Here is a 23,721-nt window from a genome sequence, read left to right as displayed (position 1 = left end):
TTCCTCAGGATTGTTGTTGTTCAGTCGTTTGCCGCGTGCCAGACTTTCAGCGCATCGACCGTTTCGGCGACATCGTGCACCCGCAGAATGCGTGCGCCATTCGCGGCGGCCACCAAGGCCAGCGCCAAGCTGCCCGCCAGGCGGTCCGGCACCGCTTTTCCGGTGATGCCTGCCAGCATCGATTTGCGCGACAGGCCGGCCAACAAAGGCAGCCCCAGCGCTTGCTGAATTTGATCGATATTTTTTAGCAACGCGACATTATGCGTCAAGGTCTTGCCGAAGCCGAAACCGGGGTCGATGCAGAGCCGTTCGCGGGCGACTCCGGCAGCTTCCAGTTGTGCCACGCACTGCTGCAGAAAATCGGTCACTTCGCGCACCACGTCCTGGTAGTGCGGCTCTTCCTGCATCGTTTGCGGATCGCGCAGCATGTGCATGACGCATAGGCCGCAGTCGCTGTCGCGCACCGCTTCCAGTGCACCGGCGGCGCGCAAGCCGTTGATGTCGTTGATCATGTCCGCCCCGGCGGCAATCGCCTCGCGCATCACTTCCGGCTTGTAGGTGTCGATCGAGAGCGGCTTGCCGCAGTCGCGCAGCGCATACACCACCGGCAATACGCGCCGTAATTCTTCCGCCAGCGGCAGCGGCGCGGCACCGGGCCGGCTCGATTCGCCGCCGATATCGATGATGTCCACGCCATCGGCGATCATCTGCTCCGCGCGTTCCAGCGCCGACTCCAGCGAATCGAAGCGGCCACCGTCGGAAAACGAATCCGGGGTCACGTTCAGAATCCCCATCACCAGCGGGGATTTTTTCTGATCGAGGGGCAGGCGATAGCGCCCGCACTGAAAATCCTGTGTCATTGAGATTTCTGCAAAGAAAAAGGGCGAGGATCGCTCCTCACCCTTCTATCGGTCATGGTGGAATCAGCTCAGCATCAAAGCCATCTCAGGCCGGTGCGGTAGCTGTCGGGGAAACACCGCCGGCGGTACCGTCGGAGGACGGTTTCTTGGCCGGCACGCCGGCTTTCGGCGGACGCGGCTCGTTGCCTTCCATGATGTCGTTGATCTGATCGGCATCAATGGTTTCCCATTCCAGCAGCGTCTTGGCCATCATTTCGACTTTGTCGCGGTTTTCTTCCAGCAACTTGCGCGACAACGCATATTGCGTGTCGAGAATGCTGCGGATTTCGGCATCCACCTTCTGCTGCGTCGCTTCCGAAATGGTCTTGGAGACGCCACCGAAATAGCCCTCGTTCTGACTATCTTCGTAGACCATAGTACCGAGCGCATCCGACATGCCGTAACGCGTCACCATTGCCCGCGCCAGCTTGGTCGCGCGCTCGAAGTCGTTGGAGGCGCCGGTCGACATCTGATGCATGAAAATTTCTTCCGCGATGCGGCCGCCGAACAGGATCGCGATTTCTTCCAGCATCTTGTCCTTGTACATGTTGACGCGGTCGTGTTCCGGCAACTGCCAGGTCAGGCCGAGCGCAAACCCGCGCGGCATGATCGTGACCTTGTGCACCGGATCGGCCTTCGGCAACAGCTTGGCCACCACCGCGTGGCCGGACTCGTGGTAGGCGGTGTTGCGGCGCTCTTCTTCGCGCATGACGGCCGACTTGCGTTCCGGACCCATCACGATCTTGTCCTTGGCATCCTCGAAATCCTGCATCTCGACCAGACGCTTGCTGCGGCGCGCGGCGAACAGTGCCGCCTCGTTGACCAGGTTGGCCAGGTCGGCGCCGGAAAAGCCGGGGGTGCCGCGTGCCAGAATATCGGCCTTGACGTCGGGTGCGATCGGCACCTTGCGCATGTGCACGTACAGGATCTGCTCGCGGCCGCGGATGTCGGGTAGGCCCACCATCACCTGGCGGTCGAAACGGCCTGGGCGCAGCAGCGCCTTGTCGAGCACGTCGGCGCGGTTGGTGGCGGCGATCACGATCACGCCGGAATTCGGCTCGAAACCGTCCATCTCGACCAGCAACTGGTTCAGGGTCTGCTCGCGCTCGTCGTTACCGCCGCCCATGCCGGCGCCGCGGTGGCGGCCGACGGCGTCGATTTCATCGATGAAGACGATGCAGGGAGAATGCTTCTTGGCGTTTTCGAACATGTCGCGCACGCGCGAAGCGCCGACGCCCACAAACATTTCGACAAAGTCGGAGCCGGAAATCGTGAAGAACGGCACCTTCGCCTCGCCGGCAATGGCGCGCGCCAACAAGGTTTTACCGGTTCCTGGAGGGCCGACCAGCAGCACCCCACGCGGAATGCGGCCGCCGAGCTTCTGAAATTTGGTCGGGTCGCGCAGGAAATCGACCAACTCGTTGACTTCTTCCTTGGCCTCGTCGCAGCCGGCGACGTCGGCGAAGGTGACGGTGTTGGCGTTCTCATCCAGCATGCGCGCCTTCGACTTGCCGAACGAGAAGGCGCCGCCCTTGCCGCCGCCCTGCATCTGGCGCATGAAGAACACCCAGACGCCGATCAACAGCAGCATCGGGAACCAGGAAATGAAGACTTGCGACAGGAAGGATTGCTCTTCCGGCTGTTTGACGTCGAACTTGACGTCGTTATTGATCAGGTCGCCGATCAGGCCACGATCCAGATAGGTTGCCGCTGTCTTGATTTTTTTACCATCGGTGGTAGTGGCGACGATGCTGCGATCCTCGATCGTCGCTTCCTTGATCCGCTTGGCATGCACGTCATCGAGGAAATCCGAATAGGCGACCGGCGTGGCGCCCGTGCTCAGTCCGCGACTGTCAAACTGCTTGAAAACGGTGAAAAGCACCAGTGCGATCACCACCCAGACCGCGGTTTTGGAAAACATGTTGTTCACTCGAACTCCTTGGACGCGGCGCGCCTCATGCCAATCTACAGGTTGATTCTACTCGGAAAAATGGGGGCTTACTAGGCGCCATATGTGGCTAACACCCTGAAAAAACAAGGATTAGACGTCACAATTCCGGCTTTTTAGTGTCCTTCCCAGCAGGAAAACCTCGGAAGACTTGTCGCGGCTGGCTTTGGGCTTCTTGGCCACCACGGTTTGAAAGGTGTTTTTGAAATTTTCGACGATCTGGCTATAGCCGGAACCATTGAAGCATTTGACGAGCAGCGCTCCGGAAGGTTTCATCTGAGTGGCCGCAAATTCGATTGCCAAATCAATCAGATGTTCGACCCGGGCCGCATCCGCAACCGCGATGCCGGACAGATTCGGCGCCATGTCGGACAGCACCAGGTCCACCTGGCGCCCGGCCAGCACCGTTTCCAGTTGTTGCAACACCGACTGCTCGCGGAAATCGCCTTGGATAAAGTGGACATCGGCGATCGGCTCCATCGGCAGCAGGTCGAGGCCGATGATCAAGCCGTAAATCCCGCCGCCTTGCTGCCCTGACAGTTTATGGCGCGCGTATTGTGCCCAACTGCCCGGCGCGCAGCCGAAATCGACGATAACCTGGCCGGGCCGGATCAGCTTTTCGCTCTCATCGATTTCCTTCAGCTTATAGGCGGCGCGCGCGCGATAGCCATCCTTCTGCGCCTGCTTCACGTAAGGATCGTTGATGTGGTCGTGCAACCAGTTTTTGTTTAATTTGTTCTTTGCCATTCGCGTAGAATACAGTCTCTTCAAAGCCGGGGTGGCGCGTCCGGAAAGCGCTCCGGCGCCCGGGCCCGCTCAGCCTCCAACCTACTTGTCCAATACCATGAACCTCACTCCCGCCGAACGCAGCGCATTCCGTGCCGAAGCACATGCCCTGAATCCGGTCGTCATCATCGGCGAGGCCGGCCTGACGCCGTCCGTGCTGAAGGAAATCGATGCCAGCCTGAACGCCCACGGGCTGATCAAGATCCGCGTGTTCGGCGACGACCGTGAAGCGCGCATCGGCATCTACGACACCATCTGCGGCAAGCTGGGCGCCGCGCCGGTGCAGCATATCGGCAAGCTGCTGGTGGTGTACCGGCCGCCCGTCGAGCAACCGAAGGCGCGCAGCGAAAAAAGGGGCAAAGGCATGCGCGAAGTAACGATCGTCAAGCCCACCGCCTCGGGCACCAAGCGCCCGACGGTGACCAAGGTCATGGTCAAAGGTAACGAGCGAGTCACTGCCGGCGGCTCGATCAAGCGCGCCAAGCCGCGCCAGAAAAGCACTAAAAAATCTGCACTCGGTAGCAATTGAGCAACTCTTTGTCACCCAATCCTGAACATACTGTCCGGTGCATTTTATAAACCATAAATAATACCGGCGGAAATAGGCAATTTTTCAACATACTCCCGGTATTTGAAACCGGATTATCTGATTCGCCAGATCAGAGCGACGCCAAGCAGGCTCTGAAACAGATACAGCAGGCTGGCAATCCCATGCAGCATGCCAAACCGGCTTCTGGCGGCCCCGCTCAGCACCCCGCCGGCCGCGGCCGTATCGCGCAATTCCGCCATCAGCGGCTGCAAACCGAAATAACCAATCAGCGTACACAGCAGCATCGCCGCCACGATCGCCATTGGGATGCGATGGCCTGCAGCGGCACCGTCGCGGCGGCGGCTGGCCGCCAGCAGCGCCAATAGCAGCAGCGCGCAGGCTATCCCCAGCCAGGCTTCGACCCGGAACAGGCTGCCGGCAATGCGGCCGGCTTGCAGCGGATCAGGCAAGGTGGCAAACAGCGTCGGCGCCACCAGATAACCGATGGTCCAGGCGCTGCCGACCCAGAGCGTGGCGACCAGCAAGCGCAGGCGAAACAGCATCAGAGCTGGCCTCGATCAGATATAGCGCACCTCCAGCACCTCGTATTCGCGAATGCCGGACGGTGCCTGCACCTCCACCACGTCGCCGGCGTACTTGCCGATCAGCGCGCGCGCAATCGGCGAAGTCACCGATACCTTGGATTCCTTGATGTCTGCTTCATCGATGCCGACGATCTGGTAGGTCACCTTATTGCCCGATTCCAGATCTTCCAGGTCCACGGTGGATGCGAACACGACGCGGCCATCGGCTTCCAGCGCCGCCGGGTCGATGATTTGCGCCGCGCCCAGCTTGCCTTCCAGATCGGCAATGCGGCCTTCGATGAAGCTCTGGCGTTCCTTGGCTGCCTCGTACTCGGCGTTTTCCGACAGGTCGCCCTGCGCGCGCGCCTCGGCGATCGCATTGATGACCGCCGGCCGTTCTTTGGTTTTCAGGCGAATCAGTTCTTCCTTTAAAAGTTCTGCTCCGCGTTTGGTAAGGGGGACTGTACTCATGTGCTTTATCCGCTCAAAGAAATACAGAGGCCACACACGTACCGGCAAATCCGGCACCATGTGTGACCTCTGTAATGGGGGTTCGACTGTGGGCTTAGTGTAAAGTTTTATGCAGTCCTTGTAAATCGTAGACCTGCAAACCCTCCAGATGGTGCATGCCCTCCACCGCCGCTTCGGCGCCGGCGATGGTGGTGTAATAGGTCACACGCGCGGCAAGTGCCGAAACGCGGATCGCGCGCGAATCGGAGATGGCGCTGCGCTTTTCTTCGACCGTATTGATCACCAGCGCAATTTCCTCGTTCTTGATCATGTCGACGATGTGCGGACGTCCTTCCGCGACCTTGTTGACGGTGGCCACAACGATGCCGGCGGCAGCAATCGCAGCCGCCGTGCCCTTGGTGGCGACAATCGAGAAACCGAGTTCGACCAGGTCATGCGCAATCTGCACCGCGCGCGCCTTGTCGCTATTTTTGACGCTCAGAAATACCTTGCCCGACTGCGGCAAGCGCACGCCTGCGCCCAGTTGCGACTTGACGAACGCCTCGCCGAACGTCATGCCGACTCCCATCACTTCGCCGGTCGATTTCATTTCCGGCCCGAGAATAGTATCGACACCCGGGAATTTAACGAACGGGAACACCGCTTCCTTGACGCTGAAATACGGGGGCACCACTTCGTGCGTGATGCCCTGGCTATCGAGCGACTGCCCGACCATGCAGCGCGCGGCGATCTTGGCCAATTGCAGGCCGGTCGCCTTGGACACGAACGGCACCGTGCGCGAGGCGCGTGGGTTGACCTCCAGCACATAGACCACGTCCTGCATTTTGCCCTCGACTTCCCGTTCCTGGATCGCGAACTGCACGTTCATCAGGCCCACCACGTTCAGGCCCTTGGCCATGGCTGCGGTCTGGCGCTTCAATTCCTCGATGGTCGCCTGTGAGAGCGAATACGGCGGCAGCGAGCAAGCCGAATCGCCGGAATGCACGCCGGCCTGTTCGATATGTTCCATCACACCGCCGATGAAGGTGCGCGTGCCGTCCGACAGACAATCGACGTCGACCTCGATCGCGTCGTTCAGGAAGCGGTCCAGCAGCACCGGCGAATCGTGCGACACCTTGACCGCTTCGCGCATGTAGCGCTCGAGGTCGCGCTGCTCGTGGACGATTTCCATCGCCCGTCCGCCCAGCACATACGACGGCCGCACCACCAGCGGGTAGCCGATTTCCTGCGCCAGGCGCAAGGCTTCTTCCTCGGTGCGCGCGGTACGGTTCGGCGGCTGGCGCAGGCCGAGGTCGTTCAGCAGATGCTGGAAGCGCTCGCGGTCTTCGGCGGCGTCGATCATGTCGGGCGAGGTGCCGATGATCGGCACACCGTTGGCTTCCAGATCGAGCGCGAGTTTCAACGGGGTCTGGCCACCGTATTGCACGATCACGCCGAACGGCTTTTCCTTGTCGACGATTTCCAGCACGTCTTCCAGCGTCAGCGGCTCGAAATACAGGCGGTCCGAGGTGTCGTAGTCGGTCGAGACCGTCTCCGGATTGCAGTTGACCATGATGGTTTCATAGCCGTCTTCGCGCATCGCCAGCGCCGCGTGCACGCAGCAGTAATCGAATTCGATGCCCTGGCCGATCCGGTTCGGGCCGCCCCCCAGCACCATGATCTTCTTCCTGTCGGTCGGCCGCGATTCGCATTCTTCCTCGTAGGTCGAATACATGTAGGCGGTGTTGGTCGCGAATTCGCCGGCGCAGGTATCGACCCGCTTGTATACCGGGCGGATATTCAGCGCATGGCGCTTCGCCCGCACCGCGGCATCGGTGGTCCTCAACAGCTTGGCCAAGCGGCGGTCGGCAAAACCTTTCTGCTTCAGGCGGAACAAGGTGTCCTTGTCCAGGCCGTCGAGCGTCTGGCCGGCTTCCAGCCACAGTTCGATGTCGACGATTTCCTTGATCTGCGCCAGGAACCACGGGTCGATGTGGGTCAGTTCCTGCACTTCCTCCAGCGTGAAACCCTGGGCGAAGGCGTCACCGACATACCAGATGCGGTCCGGCCCCGGCTCACCGAGTTCTTCCTCGATGGTTTCACGGTCGGTGGTCTTTTCGTTCATGCCGTCGACGCCGACTTCCAGTCCGCGCAGCGCCTTCTGGAACGATTCCTGGAAGGTGCGGCCGATCGCCATCACTTCGCCGACCGATTTCATCTGCGTAGTCAGATGGCTGTCCGCCTGCGGGAATTTCTCGAATGCGAAGCGTGGCACCTTGGTGACCACATAATCGATCGAGGGCTCGAACGAGGCGGGCGTGGCGCCGCCGGTGATTTCGTTGCGCAGTTCGTCCAGCGTGAAGCCGACCGCCAGCTTGGCGGCGATCTTGGCGATCGGGAAGCCGGTCGCCTTGGACGCCAGCGCCGACGAACGCGAGACGCGCGGATTCATTTCGATCACGATCATGCGGCCGTCGGCCGGATTGACCGCGAACTGCACGTTGGAGCCGCCGGTGTCGACGCCGATCTCGCGCAAGACCGCGATCGAGGCGTTGCGCATGATCTGGTACTCCTTGTCGGTCAGCGTCTGCGCCGGCGCCACCGTGATCGAGTCGCCGGTATGCACGCCCATCGGGTCGAGGTTTTCAATCGAGCAGACGATGATGCAGTTATCGGCCTTGTCGCGCACCACCTCCATCTCGAATTCCTTCCAGCCAATCAGCGATTCCTCGATCAGCAATTCCGAAGTCGGCGAGGCTTCCAGACCGCGCTTGCAGATGGCGTCGAACTCTTCCGGGTTGTAGGCAATGCCGCCGCCGGTGCCGCCCATCGTGAAGGAGGGGCGGATGATGACCGGGAAACCGAATTCCTTCTGCACCGCCCACGACTCGTCCATCGAGTGCGCCACGCCGGAGCGCGCCGAATTGAGGCCGATCCTGGTCATCGCCTCCTTGAACTTGGAGCGGTCTTCCGCCTTGTCGATCGCTTCCGGCGAGGCGCCGATCAGCTCGACGCCGTATTTTTTCAGCACGCCGTTGTTGTGCAGATCGAGCGCGCAATTCAATGCGGTCTGACCACCCATGGTGGGCAGGATCGCATCCGGCTTTTCCTTGGCGATGATGCGCTCCACCACTTGCCAGGTGATCGGCTCGATGTAGGTCACATCCGCCATTTCCGGGTCGGTCATGATGGTGGCCGGGTTGCTGTTGACCAGGATCACCTTGAAACCTTCCTCGCGCAGGGCCTTGCAGGCCTGGGCGCCGGAATAGTCGAATTCGCAGGCCTGGCCGATGATGATCGGGCCGGCGCCGATGATGAGGATGCTCTTGATGTCGGTACGCTTAGGCATTCTTGTTGTTCTCCGCTGTCGTCTGCTGATTTGCCTGCTGGTTTTTTGCTTGTTGCATGAGATTGATGAAGCGATCGAACAGGAGGCCGATGTCACTCGGGCCGGGCGAGGCTTCCGGATGGCCCTGGAAGCAGAACGCCGGCCGGTCGGTGCGGGCAAAGCCCTGCAGCGAGCCGTCGAACAGCGACACGTGCGTGACCCGACAATTGGCCGGCAGCGTATCGATATCGACCGCGAAGCCGTGGTTTTGCGAGGTGATCAGCACCTGCTTGCTGTCCAGATCCTGCACCGGATGGTTGGCGCCGTGATGACCGAACTTCATCTTCATGGTCTTCGCGCCCGAGGCCAGCGCCATGATCTGGTGGCCGAGGCAGATGCCGAAGGTCGGCAAGCCGCGCTCGATCAATTCACGGGTCGCCGCCACCGCGTAGTCGCAAGGCTCGGGGTCGCCCGGCCCGTTGGACAGGAATATCCCGTCCGGATGCAGCGCCAGCACCTCCGCTGCCGAGGTTTGCGCCGGCAATACGGTGACCTTGCAGCCGCGCGTGGTCAACATGCGCAGGATGTTGGCCTTGACCCCATAGTCGAATGCGACCACGTGATACTTGGGCGCGGCCTGCTGGCCGTAGCCGCTGCCCAGCTTCCATTCGGTTTCGGTCCAGTCGTAGCCCTTGCTGGCCGTGACCACCTTGGCTAGATCCATGCCGGCCAGGCCGGGGAAGGATTTCGCCAGTTCCAGCGCCTTCTTGCGGGTGGCGTCGAGGTCGCCCTCATCGGTGACGATGGCGCCGCTCTGCGCGCCTTTTTCGCGCAGGATGCGGGTCAGCTTGCGGGTGTCGATGCCGGCGATGCCGACCACGTTTTCGGCTTTCAAATAATCCGACAGGGTCTGGGTGGCGCGGAAATTCGATACCCGCAACGGCAAATCCTTGATCACCAGGCCGGCGGCATGAATCCTGCCGGCTTCGATGTCCTCCGGATTGATGCCGGTATTGCCGATATGCGGATAAGTCAGCGTCACGATCTGACGGCTATAGCTGGGGTCAGTGAGAATTTCCTGATAACCGGTCATCGCGGTATTGAATACCACTTCGCCGATCGTGTGACCGGGGGCGCCGATGGAAAAACCCTGGAACAAGGTGCCATCCGCAAGCGCAAGAATGGCGGGAACTGTATTGCCGGGGAAAAATGGCAGCAAGGTAACTCCTGAGATGGTTACCGCCGCTGCGCCGCGCCCGGACGCCCGCCATGGCGCCCGAAATTCGGGAAATGCCAGGGTGCTTTGTGAGTCTTTCCGGGACGAATTGAAGAGGGTATGCGCTACGGCGGCTAAAATTAGCTAAACCGTGCAAGTATAGCGGAAAACGCCCTTTCCGGCAAACTCGCGGGCACACCGGAAGGTGAAACTGGCCAGCCGCCAAGGCGGCGCTGGCCGCTTGTGTTACAGGTTGAGCGCCGCGATGCCGGCTTTGGCGATTTGCACGTCTTCGGACGACTTGACGCCGGAAACCCCGACCGCGCCAACGCATTGCGCGCCGGCCATGATCGGCACGCCGCCTTCCAGCATGCCTTCCAGGGTCCGCACGGAAAGGAAGGATACCCGGCCATTGTTGATCATGTCTTCGTACACCTTGGATTCACGCCGCCCGAGCGCCGCGGTCCTGGCCTTGGCTGGCGCGATCTCGGTCGAAATTGGCGCTGCACCGTCCAGCCGCTGCAGCCACAACAAGTGGCCGCCGTCGTCCACTACCGAAATCGTGACCGCCCAATTGTTGGCATTTGCTTCTGCTTCCGCGGCGGCGGCAATTTTCCGCACGTCGTCGATGGTCAATATCTGTTTTGCTTGCATGTTGGCTCCCGTGAATACCAGGTGCGATTGTACGCCAGCGGCGGCGCTTTGCCGATCGCTAACGCGCTGCATCGAGCGCGGCTTCGTTGCGCACGCTGATCACGCCGAAAATGCCACGCTGCAACCCCAGTCCGGCGCGACGCTTGGCAAGGGCGCACAACTCGTCCAGTGGCGAGGTACGAGCACCATTTTCCGCCAGACACACCAATCCGCAACTGGCGACCAGCGTCGCCGATTCGGCGTCGTCCAGCCTAGCCCGGGTAATCGCATCGCAGATCCGCTGCGCAAATCCGTGCGCGGCGTCGGCGCCGATACCGGTTGTGGCCAGCGTGAATTCGGCACTACCGGTCCTTGCCACACAGTCGCTCTGGCGCACCGAACTCTGCAGGAGCTGACCGATGGCTTGAATGGCGGCAGGCGTCGGCGCCACGCCCGCTTGCTCGCCCTTGCCTTGAACGCAAACATTCAACAACACAAAATTCTTGTCATGCTGCGTCGCGTAGGCCAGCATGGCGTCGGCCGCCGCCATAAAGGTTGTTATGGATGAGGTTGTTGGCGACTCAAAATCCGCCGGCAGGCGACGCGCCAGCACCTCCAGTCCGCGCTCCAGCTCCTGGCGGGTGCTGACCAGTTGCGACAGCGCATCCAGCCGTGACAGCAACTGTGCCGTGGCGATGCCTTTGGTAATCAGTTCGGTCGCGCCCGCCGCCTTGGCCCGGTCGCGCTCCTGTTGTTCGTCACTGCCGGAAATCACGATCACCGGGATGTCGCGAATACGGCCGATTTTCGAGTCGCGTATGCGTTGCAGCAAGCCGTAACCATCCAGCCGCGGCATGGTCAAATCGGTAATCACGACGCGGATCGCGGGGTCGATCAGCAGGGTTTCCCACGCCTGTTCGCCATCCAGCGCCTCGCGAAACTCGAACAGACCCTGGATGTGCTTGATCAGCGTGGCACGGACGATGCGGGAGTCGTCCGCAATCAGAATGCGTGGTTTGATTCGAAGCTCCAAGCTAGGGTCAGACTGCATGCCGTGATGCCTTTGAGAAAGTTTTTGCAAGCATACCTGCCTCGGCCAAATTTTGACAGCCCCGGTTGAATACCGTACATTGTCACGATCCTTGCAGCAATTATGTAACAATGACAACAAAAAAAACCGTTGTTCCTGCCCGTTTATTTGCCGCCGCCAGCATCTTGGCCGCCAGCCTGTGGCTGACCGGCAATGCGTTTGGCGGTGAGACCCCGCCCCCTCCGGAGCCGGTCACCGCACTGGCCCGCCTGCATGGCCTGACCAATGAGCTGACCGATCGCGCCTCCGAACTGGCGCTGCGGGCCGTCGACATGCTCGGCATCCGTTACAAGTATGGCAGCAGTGCACCCGAGCAAGGGCTCGACTGCAGCGGCTTGGTGCAATACGTGTTCAAGGAAGCCTGGGGCAAGGATTTGCCGCGCACATCAGCCGAGATCAGCCGCGTCGGCGAGCGCATCGATGTCAAGGAATTGCAGCCCGGCGATCTTGTGTTCTACAACACCCTGCGGCGCGGCTTTTCGCATGTCGGCATTTACTTGGGCGACAGCAAGTTCATCCACGCGCCGTCCGCCGGCGGCAAGGTACGGATCGAAAGCATGAATTTGAGTTACTGGAAGAAGCGCTTCAATGGCGCGCGCCGCATCCAGGACACGGACCAATGACCACCGGCAACAGCGCTCCAACTCATCGATCGAACCGCATTCATTGCGGTTTTTTTGTGCGCGCCTCTTCCAGTTTTTGCCGGATTGCCGGCAACGCCGCCAACGCCGCCTGCTCGCCAGCCAGGATCGCCAGGTTGCGACTGTCGAAGTCGCTGCCCCTCATCGCCCCCAGGCGCGGCTGGAGCACGACATCGGCCTCCTTCAGCTCATACTGGTTGATGCTTTGCCCCATGATGGTGAACGTCTGCAGCAGCATATCGACCGTGCTGGTACTGGCCGATTGCATCTCCGGCTGCGCCGAAATGTTGACCGCAATCACGAAATCAGCCCCCATCTGGCGCGCGAAACGCACCGGCACCGGCGACACCAAGCCGCCGTCGACATATTGGCGGGTGCCGATCCGGACCGGCTGGAAGACGCCCGGCACCGCCGACGAAGCGCGTACTGCGATCCCGGTATTGCCGCGCTGGAACAACACCGGTTGGCCGCTGTTGAGGTCGGTGGCGACCGCACCGAATGGGATTTTCAGCTTTTCCAGCGGCACGTTGTGGACCGTCTTGTTGATGTAATTCTGGATCGCCTCGCCCTTGATGACGCCAGTCACCTTGGCGAACAAGGGCACCGACCAGTCGGAGATCGCCGCCTCGTCCATCTCCAGCGCCAGCTTGTTCAGGGCGAAGCCGTTGTTGCCGGCCGCATACAGCGCGCCAACCACGCTGCCGGCACTGGTGCCGACCACGATATCGGGCACGATGCCCTGCGCTTCCAGGGCCTTGATCACGCCGATATGCGCGAAGCCGCGCGCCGCGCCGCCGCCCAGGGCCAGCGCCAGCTTGACCGGGCGCGGCTGGTTTGGCGCGGCCGACGCGGGCGGCGGCGCCACGCTGCTGCAGCCGCTCAGGGTGAAGAACAATGTGCAAAGGATGGACAGCGGGAGCAAGCGGCGCAGGAGCATGGGGGCATCGACGGCGGCACGCCATTCGGGACTCGGCGCCGCCAGGATCAAAAGCGGCATTATGCGGCAAAAAATACTGCGGCCCGGATCGATATAACTGGCGGCCCATCCGGGATCATATACCCCAAGACAAAGCCAGCCATCCCGCCAGTAAAACATACGTTTTTACAACATACTCCCATCATCCACAAAAAAGAGCGCCAGGCCGCCCGCTTCGGGGGCCGATTCAATGCGGCGTATCGGCGTCCACCAAGCTGGCGCGCGCAAACCGGATCGTGAAGGTGCTGCCCTGTCCCGGCTCGGATTCGATTGCCAGCGTGGCGTGATGGCGCAGCAGCACGTGCTTGACGATTGCCAGCCCGAGTCCGGTACCCTGCGTCTCGCGCGAGCGGCTTTTGTCGATGCGGTAGAAGCGCTCGGTCAGGCGCACCATGTGCTCGGCGCGGATGCCGATGCCGGTGTCCTGCACCGAAAATTGCGGGCCGCTATCGGCCATCCGCCAGTGCAGGTGGATGCTGCCGCCAGCCGGGGTATAGCGCACCGCGTTCGATACCAGGTTGCCGAAGGCGCTGCGCAGTTCGTCGGCACTACCCTTGATGTCGGGCGCGTCGGCCGTCAGCGACAGCGTATGGCGCCCGCCCGATAAGGCCTTGCCTTCGTTCAGAACCTGCTCCAGCAACGCGCCGATATTCACCCGCTCCGGCCGCATCGGATAGTCGATCGATTCCAGCCGCGTCAGGGTCAGCATGTCGTCCACCAGATGCTGCATGCGCTGGCCCTGCTCGTTCATCAGCTTCAAATGCGCCAGCCGCACCTGCGGATCGAGATTCGGCTGGGCGCAGGCGATTTCCAGGAAGCCGTTGATGACGGTCAGCGGCGTGCGCAATTCGTGCGAGGCGTTGGCGATGAAATCGCGCCGCATGCGCTCGATCCGCTCCGATTCGGTGGCGTCATGGGTGACCAGGATCTGGCGCCGGCTCTCGAACGGAATGATCTGCACGATCAGCTTGCGTTCGCGCAGCGACAAGGTCAATGGCTGCTCGTAGCGGCCGAGAATCACGTAATCGATGAAATCGGGATGGCGGATCAGGTTGGTCACGCGCATGCCGCGATCGCGTTCCAGGGAAAGGCCCAGATGCGCTTCCGCGGCCGGGTTGCACCACTCGAGAAACAGCACGTCGTCCATGATGGTGACGCCATCCGGCAGCAGCGTCATCGCCTGCCGGAAGCGCGCCAGCCACTCGGCCAGTTCGCTGCGGTTTTTTTCATCGTCGCGCCGCAGCTTGTACATCTTGGCGAAGATATCGGTCCAGGCGCCCCAACCGTCCGGCAGCCGCTGGTCCGGATTGTCAAGCCAGCCGTTCAGCCGATACAGATACTGCAGTTGCACCGCCAGCATCGCGCACAGCGCCAGCAGGCCGGCGGCGAGCGCCGGCAGCGGCCCCAGGAAGAACCAGAGCAGCACGATCCCGGCCAGCACCAGCGACAGGCGCAGCGCGGCCGGTACCCAGAACAGCAAGAGCGGATTCATATGCGTGATTTCACCATGGCATCCATGCCAGCCTCATTTTTCCGACAACATGTAGCCGACGCTGCGCACCGTCTTGATCAGCTTGCCGGCTTCCTTCAAGGCCTTGCGCAGGCGCAGCACATGGACGTCGACCGTGCGCTCCTCGATCACCACGTGATCGCCCCACACCTTGTCCAGCAACTGGCTTCGGGAGAATACCCGATCCGGATGCGCCATGAAGAACTTCAACAACCGGAATTCGGCATGGCCGATCTCTATCTTCTGATCCTGGACGCTGACCGCAAAGCCAACCGGGTCGAGCGTGACGCCGCCGGCGCTCATCAGGCTCTCGCCCAGCTCCGGGGTTTTGCGGCGCAGCAGCGCCTTGATGCGGGACACCAGTTCGCGCGGCGAAAACGGCTTGGTGACGTAGTCATCGGCGCCATTGTCGAGCCCGGCAATCTTGTCTTCCTCCATGCTTTTCGCGGTCAGCATGATCACCGGCACATGCTGGAACTGGCGATCGGCGCGGATCCGCGACAGCAGGCGCAAGCCGCTCTGGTCGGGCAGCATCCAGTCGAGCAGGATCAGTTGCGGCAGGCGCTGCTGCAGACAATCCCAGGCGTCGGCGGCGTTGCCGACCACGCTGATGTTCCAGTTCGCCTCTCTCAGGGTGAAACTCACCAGTTCGACGATAGCGGGCTCGTCTTCGACAATCAGGATCGTGGTCTTGTCACTGGCCATGAGGTATCTGCTCGGTCCCTTCGGCGCTGGGTTGTTCGGCGCGGGCGGCCAGGAAACCGGAGTGCCGGATGTCGGTCCCGCCCACGATGTAGATCACATATTCGGCGATATTGGTGGCGTGATCGCCGATCCGCTCGATCGCCTTGGCCACCCACAAGGTATCCAGCGCGCCGGAAATGGTGCGCGGGTCTTCCATCATGAAGGTGATCAGGTTGCGCATGATGGAGCCGAATTCATGGTCGATCACGTCGTCGTGGGCGATGATCTCGGTCGCCAATTTTTGATCCAGGCGCGCGAACGCATCCAGCGCATCGTGCAGCATGTCGCCGGCGTTGTTGCCGATCACGCGCACAGTGTCGTAGTGATTGATGGTGGTGCCACCCCGTTCCGCCATGGTCTTGGCGGCGCGCGCGATCTTGGTCGCCTCGTCGCCGATGCGTTCCAGGTCGGTGATCACCTTGATGGTGGCCATCACGGTACGCAAGTCGTTGGCCGCCGGCTGGCGCTTGACGATCAACTGGCTGCAGGTATCGTCCAGTGTGACTTCCAGCCGATTCACGGTTTCGTCGATCTCGATCACGTGCTGCGCCTGTGCGAGGTCGCCGGTGCGGAACGCCGCCAGCGCCTCGCGCAACTGGTTTTCAACCAGGCCGCCCATCAGCAGTACCTTGGAGCGAATCGCTTCCAGGTCCAGATCGTATTGTTTTGAAGAGTGTTCGCCGTTCATCCGCGCGCTCCTGTTGTCTGAAGAATGGTTGTGCCTAGCCGAAGCGGCCGGTGATGTAATCCTGCGTCTCCTTTTTCGCCGGATTCATGAAGATCTGGTCGGTGCCGCCGAATTCGACCAACTCGCCCAGGTACATGTAGGCAGTGTAGTCCGAACAGCGCGCCGCCTGCTGCATGTTGTGGGTGACGATGGCGATGGTGTAATCCTCCTTCAACTCGCTGATCAGTTCCTCGATCTTGGCGGTCGAAATCGGATCCAGCGCCGAAGTCGGCTCGTCCAGCAGCAGCACATCTGGCTTCACCGCGACGCCGCGCGCGATGCACAGCCGCTGCTGCTGGCCGCCCGACAGCGACAGGCCGCTCTTATGCAGTTTGTCCTTCACTTCGCCCCACAGCGCGCCCTTGTTCAAGGCCCACTCGACCCGCTCATCCATCTCGCCCTTGGAGAGGTTCTCATACAGGCGCACGCCGAAGGCGATGTTGTCGTAGACCGACATCGGAAACGGCGTCGGCTTCTGGAACACCATGCCGATCTTGGCGCGCAGCATGTTGACGTCCAGCCCCGGCTCCAGGACATTGCGGCCGTGGTAAATAATCTTTCCTTCCGCGCGCTGGCCCGGGTACAGGTCGTACATGCGGTTGAGCGTGCGCAATAGCGTCGATTTTCCGCAACCGGACGGGCCGATGAAGGCGGTTACCTTTTTTTCGTGAATGTTCAGGTTGATATTTTTCAGGCCCTGAAAAGTGCCATAGAAAAAATTCAGGCCGGAAATCTCGATCGTGGTCTTGAGGCTTGCGCCGGTATGAACTGGATTGGTCATGGCAATCGTTATCCAACTAGTGTTGAGTTTTTTGCTGCAGCAGTGTGCGCGACAGGATGTTCAGGCCGAGCACGCTGAAGGTCACCAGCAATGCCCCACCCCAGGCCAGCGCGCGCCAGTTGTCGTATGGGCTCATGGCGAACTGGTAGATCACCACCGGCAGGTTGGCCATCGGCGCGTTCATGTTGGCGCTGAAAAACTGATTGTTCAGCGCGGTAAATAGCAAGGGCGCAGTTTCACCCGAGATGCGCGCCACTGCCAGCAGCACGCCAGTCATGACGCCGGCCCGCACTGCGCGCAGGCGCACCATGGTGGCCACCTTCCAGCGCGGCGCACCGAGCGCGAAGGCCGCTTCGCGCAGGCTGGTCGGCACCAGGTTCAGCATGTTATCGGTGGTGCGCACCACTACCGGCACCGCGATCAGCGCGATCGCGAAACTGCCGGCCCAGCCGGAAAAATGTTTGGCCTGGGCGACATAGATCGCATACACGAACAAGCCGATCACGATCGACGGCGCCGACAGCATGATGTCGGTCACGAAACGGGTAAGCTGCGCCAGCCGGCTTTCCTGGCCGTACTCGGCCAGATACATGCCGGCGAAAATCCCGATCGGGGTGCTGACCGCAGTCGCCACGCCCACCATCAGCAGGCTGCCGACGATCGCGTTCAACAAGCCGCCGCCCTCGCTGCCGGGGGCTGGAGTGGTCTGGCTGAAGATTGCCGGGTTGATCGCGCCGGCACCCTTGACCAGCAAGGTAAACAATATCCACATCAGGAAGAATATGCCGGCGGCCATCGCCAGGAACGACAGCGCGATGCCGACCCGGTGCGTCCACAGGCGGCGGCGATAAACGGAATTCAAGTGAGGATTCATGGATGACTGCATCATTTTTTTCCTTCCTTGCGAGCCATGCCCAGTAACATCAGCTTGGCGGCCGACAAGACGATGAAGGTGATCACGAACAGGATCAGCCCCAGCGCAAACAGCGACGAGACGTGCAAGGCCGAATCGGCTTCGGCGAATTCGTTGGCCAGGGTGGAGGCAATGCTGTTGCCGGCGGCGAACAGCGACCACGACAACTGATGCGCATTGCCGATCACGAAGGTGATCGCCATGGTCTCGCCTAGCGCCCGGCCCAGCCCAAGCATGACGCCGCCAACCACGCCAATCCTGGTGTAGGGCAGCACCACCTTGCGTACCACTTCCCATTTGGTGCAGCCCAGCGCATACGCCGATTCCTTCAGTACCGGCGGCACGATTTCAAACACGTCGCGCATTACCGAGGCGATGAAGGGCACGATCATGATCGCCAGGATGAGGCCGGCGGCCAGCACGCCGATACCCATCATCGGCCCTTTGAACAAGGCGCCGATGAACGGCAATTGGCCCAGTGTCTGCGCCAGCAGAGGCTGCACATGATCGGCGAAAAACGGTGCAAACACGAACAGCCCCCACATGCCGTAGATGATGCTGGGGACGCCGGCCAGCAATTCCACCGCAGTTCCCAGCGGGCGCTTCAGCCACGGCGGGCAGATCTCGGTCAGGAACAGCGCAATGCCGAAGCTCACCGGAAAGGCGATCAGGAGCGCGATCAGCGAAGTGACCAGGGTGCCGGTGATGGCAATCAGCGCGCCATACTTGTCGTTTACCGGATCCCACTCGACGGCGGTGACGAAACCCGGGCCGAATTCGCGGAAGGCCGGCCAGGCGCCAACGATCAGCGAAACGATGATGCCGGCCAGCACCAGCAATACCGCCAGGGCAAAGCCGAGCGTCAGCTTGTGAAACAGGAAATCCTGCCAGCGCTGGTGGCGCATGGTGGCGGCCAGCGCCTTGTCCGCCAGTCCGGCGGCGCTGTCTTGGTCGGGTTCGGTGGTGGGCATCGCGACAGAAGGAACGGTAGCATTCATGGATATCGGCGCTTACAGAACGGGATACGCGGGCCGCGCCATCCGCCCATTCAACATGGCGCGGCAGGCAGCGGCCCGCGGTCAGGATACAGGCAATAAGTCGATTTTTACCAGATTGCCTTGCCGGAACCGTCAACCAGTTCTTTTTTCCAGGCATCCTGCACCAGCTTGACTACTGCGGCCGGCATGGCCACGTAATCCAGATCGGAAGCCATCTTGTCGCCGTTCTTGTAAGCCCAGTCGAAGAACTTCAGGACTTCCTTGCCCTTGGCCGCATCCGCCTGCGCCTTGTGCATCAGGATGAACGAGGCGCTGGTCATCGGCCAGCTGCCCTTGCCCGGCTGGTCGGTCAGCACCACGCCGAAGCCTGGAGCCTTGGCCCAATCGGCGCCGGCAGCCGCAGCCTTGAAGGAATCCTCGTCCGGCTGCACCACCTGGCCGTCGCGGTTCTTCAACTGGGTGTGGGCAATCTTGTTTTTCTTGGCGTAGGCATACTCGACATAGCCAATCGAATTCTTGATGCGCTGCACGTTGGCGGCGACGCCTTCATTGCCCTTGCCGCCCACTCCGACCGGCCACTTGACCGCGGTGCCGGCGCCAACCGTGCTCTTGAAGTCGGCATTGACCTTCGACAGGTAGTCGGTGAACACGAACGAGGTGCCGGAACCGTCGGCGCGGTGCACCACGGTGATATCGGCGGCGGACAACTTCATGCCCGGATTCAGGCTGGCGATTTCCTGCGCATTCCATTTGGTGATCTTGCCCAGGTAGATGCCTGCCAGCACATCGCCGGTCAGCTTCAACTGGCCGGGAGCGATGCCTTCCAGGTTGACGATCGGCACCACGCCACCCATGATGGCGGGAAACTGGATCAACCCCTCAGCGTTCAGGTCTTCCGCTTTCAACGGCATGTCGGATGCCCCAAAATCGACGGTCTTGGCCTTGATCTGCTTGATACCACCGCCGGAACCGATCGACTGGTAGTTCAGGCCGACGTTGCTGGCAGCCTTGTAGGCTTCAGCCCATTTGGCGTAAATTGGGTACGGGAACGTGGCGCCGGCACCGGTAATGTCGGCCGCATGGGCACCAGCAAAGGCTATCGAAGCTACTGCCGCGACGGCGGCGGATTTGAAGAATTGATTCAGTCGCATGAGTGCTCCCTGAGTTGACGAAGTAGAACAAGGCAGACTGTAGCGACTAAATATGACGGGTTTATGACATATCAAGCTTCGCTCGAATAATGCTCCAATCCGCGATTTTCCTGTCATCAAGTTGTCACACGGACTCCCTAGACTATGGTCAAAACGTCAAAACTCGGGATGTTGCGCATGATCCACAAGATGAGTTCAGGCAATTGGGCGCTGGTCGATGCCGCCCGCGACGGCGCCTTGCTGAACCGCGAATTATCGCAACTGGCCTTCAACCGGCGGGTTCTGGCGCAGGCGGTGGACAAGAACGTGCCGCTGTTGGAGCGGCTGCGTTACTTGTGCATCGTCAGCAGCAACCTGGATGAGTTCTTCGAAGTGCGCATCGCCAGTCTGCTGGCGCTAAACAAGATCGACGGCGAGCCCGAATCGCCGCGGCAAGCCGAGACGCTGAAACGGACCAATGATGAATGCCATCAGATTGTCGCCCTGCACTACGCGATCCTGAACGACGAAATTCTGCCGCAACTGTCGGCCCGCGGCATCCACCTGTTGCGCCACGAGGATCGTAACGAGGCGCAGCGCGCCTGGGTCAAGGCGTATTTCGAGCAGCAGGTGCGACCGCTGTTGACGCCAATCGGGCTGGATCCGTCGCACCCGTTTCCGCAAGTCGTCAACAAGAGCCTGAATTTCATCGTCGAGCTATCCGGCAAGGATGCGTTCGGACGCGACACCTCGATCGCCATTGTCAAGGCGCCACGGGTATTGCCGCGCGTCATTCAGTTGCCGCCGGAACTGTCGAAAAAAGGCATGGCATTCTGCCTGCTGACCTCGGTGATTCACGCCCACATCGCCGACCTGTTCAGCGGCCGCGAGGTGATGGCCTATTCGCAATTCCGCGTCACCCGCAACAGCGATCTGTGGGTCGACGAAGAAGAAGTCAAGAATTTGCGCCAGGCGCTGCAAAGCGAATTGCAGAGCCGCCAGTTCGGCGTCGCGGTGCGGCTGGAGGTGAGCGCCAATTGCCCGGCACATCTGGCGCGCTTCCTGCTCGACCAGTTCGCCATCGACGATAGCCGTCTGTACGCAGTCAACGGCCCGGTCAACATGGTGCGGCTGGCGGAACTGATCGACCTGGCAAGCCGGCCGGAACTGCGCTTCCCGCCCTTCGTGCCGGGTTTCCCGGCACAGGCGGCGACGGCTGACCTGTTCGCGCTGCTGCAAAAGAAGGATTTGATGCTGCATCATCCATTCCAGTCGTTCCAGCCAGTGGTCGATTTCATCCGCGCCGCCGCCCACGACGGCAATGTGGTTGCGATCAAGCAAACCATTTATCGAACCGGTATGAATTCGGATCTGATGGAAGCGCTGATCGCCGCCGCTCAGCGTGGCAAGGAGGTGACCGTGATTGTCGAGTTGATGGCACGCTTCGACGAGGAAGCCAACATCAACTGGGCCGACCGCCTGGAAAGCGCCGGTGCCCAGGTGGTGTACGGTGTGGTCGGCCTGAAAACCCATGCCAAGATGGCGCTGGTGATCCGGCGCGAAGAAGGCTGCCTGCGCTCCTACGCGCATCTTGGCACTGGCAACTATCATCCGACCACCACCAAGCTGTACACCGATTTCGGCCTGCTGACCGCGCACTCCGGGCTGACCGCGGACGTCAATGAAGTGTTCCTGCACCTGACCAGCCTGGGCAAGCCGAAAAAGCTCGATCATCTTTGGCTGGCGCCGTTTGCGCTGCAGAAGGAAGTCATCCGTGCCATCCGCAATGAAGCCAGGCATGCGCGCGAAGGCCGTCGGGGCCACATCATCGCCAAGATGAATGCGCTGCTGGACGAGTCGGTGATCCGCGCGTTGTACGCGGCCTCGGCCGACGGCGTCAAGATCGACCTGATCGTGCGCGGCGCCTGCGCGCTGCGGCCGGGCGTACCGGGGTTGTCGGAAAACATCCGGGTGCGCTCGATCATCGGCCGCTTCCTGGAACACACGCGCATCTACTACTTCCGCAACGATCTCGCCCACGACGTTTACCTGGCCAGTGCCGACTGGATGAACCGCAACCTGTTCCGCCGGGTCGAAGTTGCATTCCCGGTACTGGACAAGGCCATGAAAAAGCGCGTGATCAGCGAAGGATTGAGTCCCTATCTGCGCGACAACACCAACACCTGGGTACTTGATTCCAACGGCCAGTATCACCGCCGCAAGCTGCGCAATGGCCAGGCACGTTATAGCGCCCAGCAAGCGCTGATGCAGTTGCTGGGCGCACGCCCGGCGGACGCGCTGAAATGAGCATGGAACTGATCCTGTGGCGGCACGCGGAAGCCGAAGTCGGGGCACCGGATGCAGGCCGGGTTCTTACCGCGAAAGGCCGCAAGCAGGCGGCCAGGATGGCCGAATGGCTGGACCGCAAGCTACCCGGCAGTTGCCGCGTCCTGGTCAGCCCCGCCGTGCGCTGCGTGCAAACCGCCGAGGCGCTCCAGCGCAAGTTCAAAGTTCATCCCGAACTGGCGCCCGGCGCCACGCCGCAGCAATTACTCGCGGCCGCCGGCTGGCCCGACGGCCGCGAGTCAGTGTTGTTGATCGGCCATCAACCGGCGCTGGGCCGGCTCGCAGCCCTGCTGATCAGTGGCCAGACCCAGGACTGGACCATCCGCAAGGCCGGCATCTGGTGGATCGGCCAGCACGACCCGGACGATGATGGCGGCAATTATCTGCGCGCAGTACTCACACCGGAACTGGCGGCGAAGTGAGTCGGCTGCGACTTGGCACGCAATGCATTCCAGGCCCAGGGCTTATCATGCGGCCTTACCTTCGTGCCGGTACGCACTATGATCGATTTGCGAAATATTGAAACCTTCTTTTGGGTGGCGACGCTGGGCAGTTTCCGCGCCGCTGCCGAAAAGCTGAACACTACCCAACCTTCCATTTCACAGCGCATTGCGCTGCTGGAAAGCGGACTTGGCGTGCGCCTGTTCGAACGGCGCGCGCGTGGCGTCAACATGACGGCGAAGGGACAGGAATTGCTCTCTTACGCCGAACGCATGCTGCACGTGCGGCACGAAATGGTGCAGGCCGCGCAGGAGCAGCATGCGATGAGTGGCACCTTGCGCATCGGCGTGGCCGAAACCATCGTACAAACCTGGCTGCCGATCCTGATCGAACAGATCCATGTCAAATATCCCGCGCTGGTGCTGGAAATCGAGGTCGATACCACCCAGGCCCTGCGCGCGCATCTGCTGTCGCGCGAGATCCATGTCGCCTTCCTGATGGGGCCGGTGCTGGACCCGCGCATCGAAAATGTGCCGCTCTGCAAGTATCCGCTGGCGTGGGTCGCCAGTCCCTTGCTGAAACTGGGCAAGGAACCCCTGTCGCTGTCGCAAGTGGCCGCCAAACCGATCATTACCTATCCCTCCAGCAGCATTCCCTATCTGATCGTGCGCGGCATGCTCCTGCGTGCCGGCGTGACCGCTCCGCGCATGTATGGCAGTGCCTCGATGTCGATGATCGCGCGCATGATGCAGGATTGCATTGGCGTCAGCGTCATCACGCCGGTGTTTCTCGGCGAGGAACTGGCACAGGGTAAGCTGCGCATCCTGAACGTGAAGGCCGAAGCCTTGCCCGAACTGGCATTTACCGCCAGCTGGCTGGCCGGCCCCGACAGCCACATGGCGCAAGTGATTTCGGAAATGGCGCAGCGCATTGCCGCACAGTACGGCAGTGAAGGCTCTTGCCAGACTTAAGAATTTCTTATATCTCGCATCGGAACAGATGATTGGACGATGCTTTCCCTCCCATGTTGCAATGCGCCCTGATGAAGGAG

22 protein-coding genes are annotated in these 23,721 nt (G+C 61.3%); 5 read left to right on the top strand and 17 right to left on the bottom strand.

All coding sequences use genetic code 11. From position 1 onward, the window contains the following. Positions 1–20 precede the first annotated feature (20 nt). The 3 genes from folP to ACK2VC_RS15110 form a co-directional block, all read right to left on the bottom strand. Positions 21–860, bottom strand: a complete 840-nt coding sequence (gene folP / locus ACK2VC_RS15120; RefSeq protein ID WP_486731208.1) for a dihydropteroate synthase — start codon at positions 858–860, stop codon at positions 21–23. Positions 861–945: 85 nt separating this feature from the next. Further along, the gene (gene ftsH / locus ACK2VC_RS15115) at positions 946–2,829 is read right to left on the bottom strand and encodes an ATP-dependent zinc metalloprotease FtsH (RefSeq protein WP_486731207.1); all 1,884 of its coding nucleotides are present in this window, start codon (positions 2,827–2,829) and stop codon (positions 946–948) included. 111 nt (positions 2,830–2,940) lie between these two features. Next, entirely contained in the window at positions 2,941–3,594 is a 654-nt protein-coding gene (locus ACK2VC_RS15110) for an RlmE family RNA methyltransferase (RefSeq protein ID WP_486731206.1), read from the bottom strand. 97 nt (positions 3,595–3,691) lie between these two features. Between ACK2VC_RS15110 and ACK2VC_RS15105 the strand changes: the two genes are divergently transcribed. Then, positions 3,692–4,162 (top strand): YhbY family RNA-binding protein, encoded by a 471-nt coding sequence (locus ACK2VC_RS15105; RefSeq protein ID WP_486731205.1) that lies wholly within the window; start codon positions 3,692–3,694, stop codon positions 4,160–4,162. 113 nt (positions 4,163–4,275) lie between these two features. Here the strand turns inward: ACK2VC_RS15105 and ACK2VC_RS15100 are convergent, their stop codons facing one another. From ACK2VC_RS15100 to ACK2VC_RS15075, 6 genes are all read right to left on the bottom strand, one after another. Next, on the bottom strand, positions 4,276–4,725 hold the full coding sequence (locus ACK2VC_RS15100; RefSeq protein ID WP_486731204.1) for a DUF4149 domain-containing protein: 450 nt from the start codon (positions 4,723–4,725) through the stop codon (positions 4,276–4,278). A gap of 15 nt (positions 4,726–4,740) precedes the next feature. Beyond that, a complete protein-coding gene (gene greA, locus ACK2VC_RS15095; protein ID WP_486731203.1) occupies positions 4,741–5,217 on the bottom strand; it encodes a transcription elongation factor GreA in 477 nt (158 codons plus the stop codon). A gap of 94 nt (positions 5,218–5,311) precedes the next feature. Beyond that, a complete protein-coding gene (gene carB / locus ACK2VC_RS15090) occupies positions 5,312–8,545 on the bottom strand; it encodes a carbamoyl-phosphate synthase large subunit (protein WP_486731202.1) in 3,234 nt (1,077 codons plus the stop codon). Continuing rightward, positions 8,538–9,743, bottom strand: a complete 1,206-nt coding sequence (gene carA / locus ACK2VC_RS15085; protein WP_486731201.1) for a glutamine-hydrolyzing carbamoyl-phosphate synthase small subunit — start codon at positions 9,741–9,743, stop codon at positions 8,538–8,540. The genes carB and carA overlap by 8 nt, the downstream gene beginning before the upstream one ends. Positions 9,744–9,986: 243 nt before the next feature. Beyond that, positions 9,987–10,394 carry a GlcG/HbpS family heme-binding protein gene (locus ACK2VC_RS15080; protein ID WP_486731200.1) on the bottom strand — a complete coding sequence of 136 codons (408 nt, stop codon included), beginning with the start codon at positions 10,392–10,394 and terminating at the stop codon, positions 9,987–9,989. A gap of 58 nt (positions 10,395–10,452) precedes the next feature. Then, a complete protein-coding gene (locus tag ACK2VC_RS15075) occupies positions 10,453–11,406 on the bottom strand; it encodes a response regulator (RefSeq protein WP_486731199.1) in 954 nt (317 codons plus the stop codon). A 128-nt stretch (positions 11,407–11,534) separates the two neighbouring features. Here ACK2VC_RS15075 and ACK2VC_RS15070 point away from each other — a divergent pair, with 128 nt between their 5' ends. After that, positions 11,535–12,086 carry a C40 family peptidase gene (locus ACK2VC_RS15070; RefSeq protein WP_486731198.1) on the top strand — a complete coding sequence of 184 codons (552 nt, stop codon included), beginning with the start codon at positions 11,535–11,537 and terminating at the stop codon, positions 12,084–12,086. Positions 12,087–12,126: 40 nt separating this feature from the next. Here the strand turns inward: ACK2VC_RS15070 and ACK2VC_RS15065 are convergent, their stop codons facing one another. The 8 genes from ACK2VC_RS15065 to pstS all read right to left on the bottom strand — a co-directional run bounded on the left by ACK2VC_RS15065 (position 12,127) and on the right by pstS (position 19,904). Next, complete coding sequence (locus ACK2VC_RS15065; RefSeq protein ID WP_486733255.1) at positions 12,127–13,041, bottom strand: patatin-like phospholipase family protein; 915 nt, start codon at positions 13,039–13,041, stop codon at positions 12,127–12,129. Positions 13,042–13,267: 226 nt separating this feature from the next. After that, complete coding sequence (gene phoR, locus ACK2VC_RS15060; RefSeq protein ID WP_486731197.1) at positions 13,268–14,572, bottom strand: phosphate regulon sensor histidine kinase PhoR; 1,305 nt, start codon at positions 14,570–14,572, stop codon at positions 13,268–13,270. 33 nt (positions 14,573–14,605) lie between these two features. After that, a complete protein-coding gene (phoB, locus tag ACK2VC_RS15055) occupies positions 14,606–15,295 on the bottom strand; it encodes a phosphate regulon transcriptional regulator PhoB (protein ID WP_486731196.1) in 690 nt (229 codons plus the stop codon). Further along, complete coding sequence (gene phoU / locus ACK2VC_RS15050; protein WP_486731195.1) at positions 15,285–16,022, bottom strand: phosphate signaling complex protein PhoU; 738 nt, start codon at positions 16,020–16,022, stop codon at positions 15,285–15,287. The genes phoB and phoU overlap by 11 nt, the downstream gene beginning before the upstream one ends. A gap of 34 nt (positions 16,023–16,056) precedes the next feature. Then, complete coding sequence (gene pstB / locus ACK2VC_RS15045) at positions 16,057–16,842, bottom strand: phosphate ABC transporter ATP-binding protein PstB (RefSeq protein WP_486731194.1); 786 nt, start codon at positions 16,840–16,842, stop codon at positions 16,057–16,059. A gap of 16 nt (positions 16,843–16,858) precedes the next feature. Then, on the bottom strand, positions 16,859–17,716 hold the full coding sequence (pstA, locus tag ACK2VC_RS15040) for a phosphate ABC transporter permease PstA (protein ID WP_486731193.1): 858 nt from the start codon (positions 17,714–17,716) through the stop codon (positions 16,859–16,861). A gap of 11 nt (positions 17,717–17,727) precedes the next feature. Continuing rightward, complete coding sequence (pstC, locus tag ACK2VC_RS15035; protein ID WP_486733254.1) at positions 17,728–18,726, bottom strand: phosphate ABC transporter permease subunit PstC; 999 nt, start codon at positions 18,724–18,726, stop codon at positions 17,728–17,730. Positions 18,727–18,860: 134 nt separating this feature from the next. Beyond that, positions 18,861–19,904 carry a phosphate ABC transporter substrate-binding protein PstS gene (gene pstS / locus ACK2VC_RS15030; protein ID WP_486731192.1) on the bottom strand — a complete coding sequence of 348 codons (1,044 nt, stop codon included), beginning with the start codon at positions 19,902–19,904 and terminating at the stop codon, positions 18,861–18,863. Positions 19,905–20,093: 189 nt separating this feature from the next. On the opposite strand from pstS, the gene ppk1 reads away from it, so the two are divergent. The 3 genes from ppk1 (at position 20,094) to ACK2VC_RS15015 (ending at position 23,641) form a co-directional block, all read left to right on the top strand. Next, on the top strand, positions 20,094–22,190 hold the full coding sequence (gene ppk1, locus ACK2VC_RS15025) for a polyphosphate kinase 1 (protein WP_486731191.1): 2,097 nt from the start codon (positions 20,094–20,096) through the stop codon (positions 22,188–22,190). Positions 22,191–22,192: 2 nt separating this feature from the next. Beyond that, positions 22,193–22,651, top strand: coding sequence for a phosphohistidine phosphatase SixA (sixA, locus tag ACK2VC_RS15020; RefSeq protein WP_486731190.1), 459 nt, complete (start codon positions 22,193–22,195; stop codon positions 22,649–22,651). Between the two features lie 78 nt (positions 22,652–22,729). Then, positions 22,730–23,641, top strand: a complete 912-nt coding sequence (locus tag ACK2VC_RS15015; protein WP_486731189.1) for a LysR family transcriptional regulator — start codon at positions 22,730–22,732, stop codon at positions 23,639–23,641. Positions 23,642–23,721: the final 80 nt, after the last annotated feature.

The sequence above is a fragment of the Herbaspirillum sp. WTB6 genome (assembly GCF_057457785.1).
The sequence above is the reverse complement of the archived record's forward strand: the minus strand, read 5'-3'. Positions and strand labels throughout refer to the sequence as shown.

What these genes read in the sequence shown, in the direction of transcription:
- folP (WP_486731208.1), bottom strand. Translation starts at nt 860, where the DNA reads ATGACACAGGATTTTCAGTGCGGGCGCTATCGCCTGCCCCTCGATCAG.
- ACK2VC_RS15110 (WP_486731206.1), bottom strand. Translation starts at nt 3,594, where the DNA reads ATGGCAAAGAACAAATTAAACAAAAACTGGTTGCACGACCACATCAAC.
- ACK2VC_RS15105 (WP_486731205.1), top strand. Translation starts at nt 3,692, where the DNA reads ATGAACCTCACTCCCGCCGAACGCAGCGCATTCCGTGCCGAAGCACAT.
- ACK2VC_RS15100 (WP_486731204.1), bottom strand. Translation starts at nt 4,725, where the DNA reads ATGCTGTTTCGCCTGCGCTTGCTGGTCGCCACGCTCTGGGTCGGCAGC.
- greA (WP_486731203.1), bottom strand. Translation starts at nt 5,217, where the DNA reads ATGAGTACAGTCCCCCTTACCAAACGCGGAGCAGAACTTTTAAAGGAA.
- carB (WP_486731202.1), bottom strand. Translation starts at nt 8,545, where the DNA reads ATGCCTAAGCGTACCGACATCAAGAGCATCCTCATCATCGGCGCCGGC.
- ACK2VC_RS15080 (WP_486731200.1), bottom strand. Translation starts at nt 10,394, where the DNA reads ATGCAAGCAAAACAGATATTGACCATCGACGACGTGCGGAAAATTGCC.
- ACK2VC_RS15070 (WP_486731198.1), top strand. Translation starts at nt 11,535, where the DNA reads ATGACAACAAAAAAAACCGTTGTTCCTGCCCGTTTATTTGCCGCCGCC.
- ACK2VC_RS15065 (WP_486733255.1), bottom strand. Translation starts at nt 13,041, where the DNA reads ATGCTCCTGCGCCGCTTGCTCCCGCTGTCCATCCTTTGCACATTGTTC.
- phoR (WP_486731197.1), bottom strand. Translation starts at nt 14,572, where the DNA reads ATGAATCCGCTCTTGCTGTTCTGGGTACCGGCCGCGCTGCGCCTGTCG.
- phoB (WP_486731196.1), bottom strand. Translation starts at nt 15,295, where the DNA reads ATGGCCAGTGACAAGACCACGATCCTGATTGTCGAAGACGAGCCCGCT.
- phoU (WP_486731195.1), bottom strand. Translation starts at nt 16,022, where the DNA reads ATGAACGGCGAACACTCTTCAAAACAATACGATCTGGACCTGGAAGCG.
- pstB (WP_486731194.1), bottom strand. Translation starts at nt 16,842, where the DNA reads ATGACCAATCCAGTTCATACCGGCGCAAGCCTCAAGACCACGATCGAG.
- pstA (WP_486731193.1), bottom strand. Translation starts at nt 17,716, where the DNA reads ATGAATCCTCACTTGAATTCCGTTTATCGCCGCCGCCTGTGGACGCAC.
- pstC (WP_486733254.1), bottom strand. Translation starts at nt 18,726, where the DNA reads ATGCCCACCACCGAACCCGACCAAGACAGCGCCGCCGGACTGGCGGAC.
- pstS (WP_486731192.1), bottom strand. Translation starts at nt 19,904, where the DNA reads ATGCGACTGAATCAATTCTTCAAATCCGCCGCCGTCGCGGCAGTAGCT.
- ppk1 (WP_486731191.1), top strand. Translation starts at nt 20,094, where the DNA reads ATGAGTTCAGGCAATTGGGCGCTGGTCGATGCCGCCCGCGACGGCGCC.
- sixA (WP_486731190.1), top strand. Translation starts at nt 22,193, where the DNA reads ATGGAACTGATCCTGTGGCGGCACGCGGAAGCCGAAGTCGGGGCACCG.
- ACK2VC_RS15015 (WP_486731189.1), top strand. Translation starts at nt 22,730, where the DNA reads ATGATCGATTTGCGAAATATTGAAACCTTCTTTTGGGTGGCGACGCTG.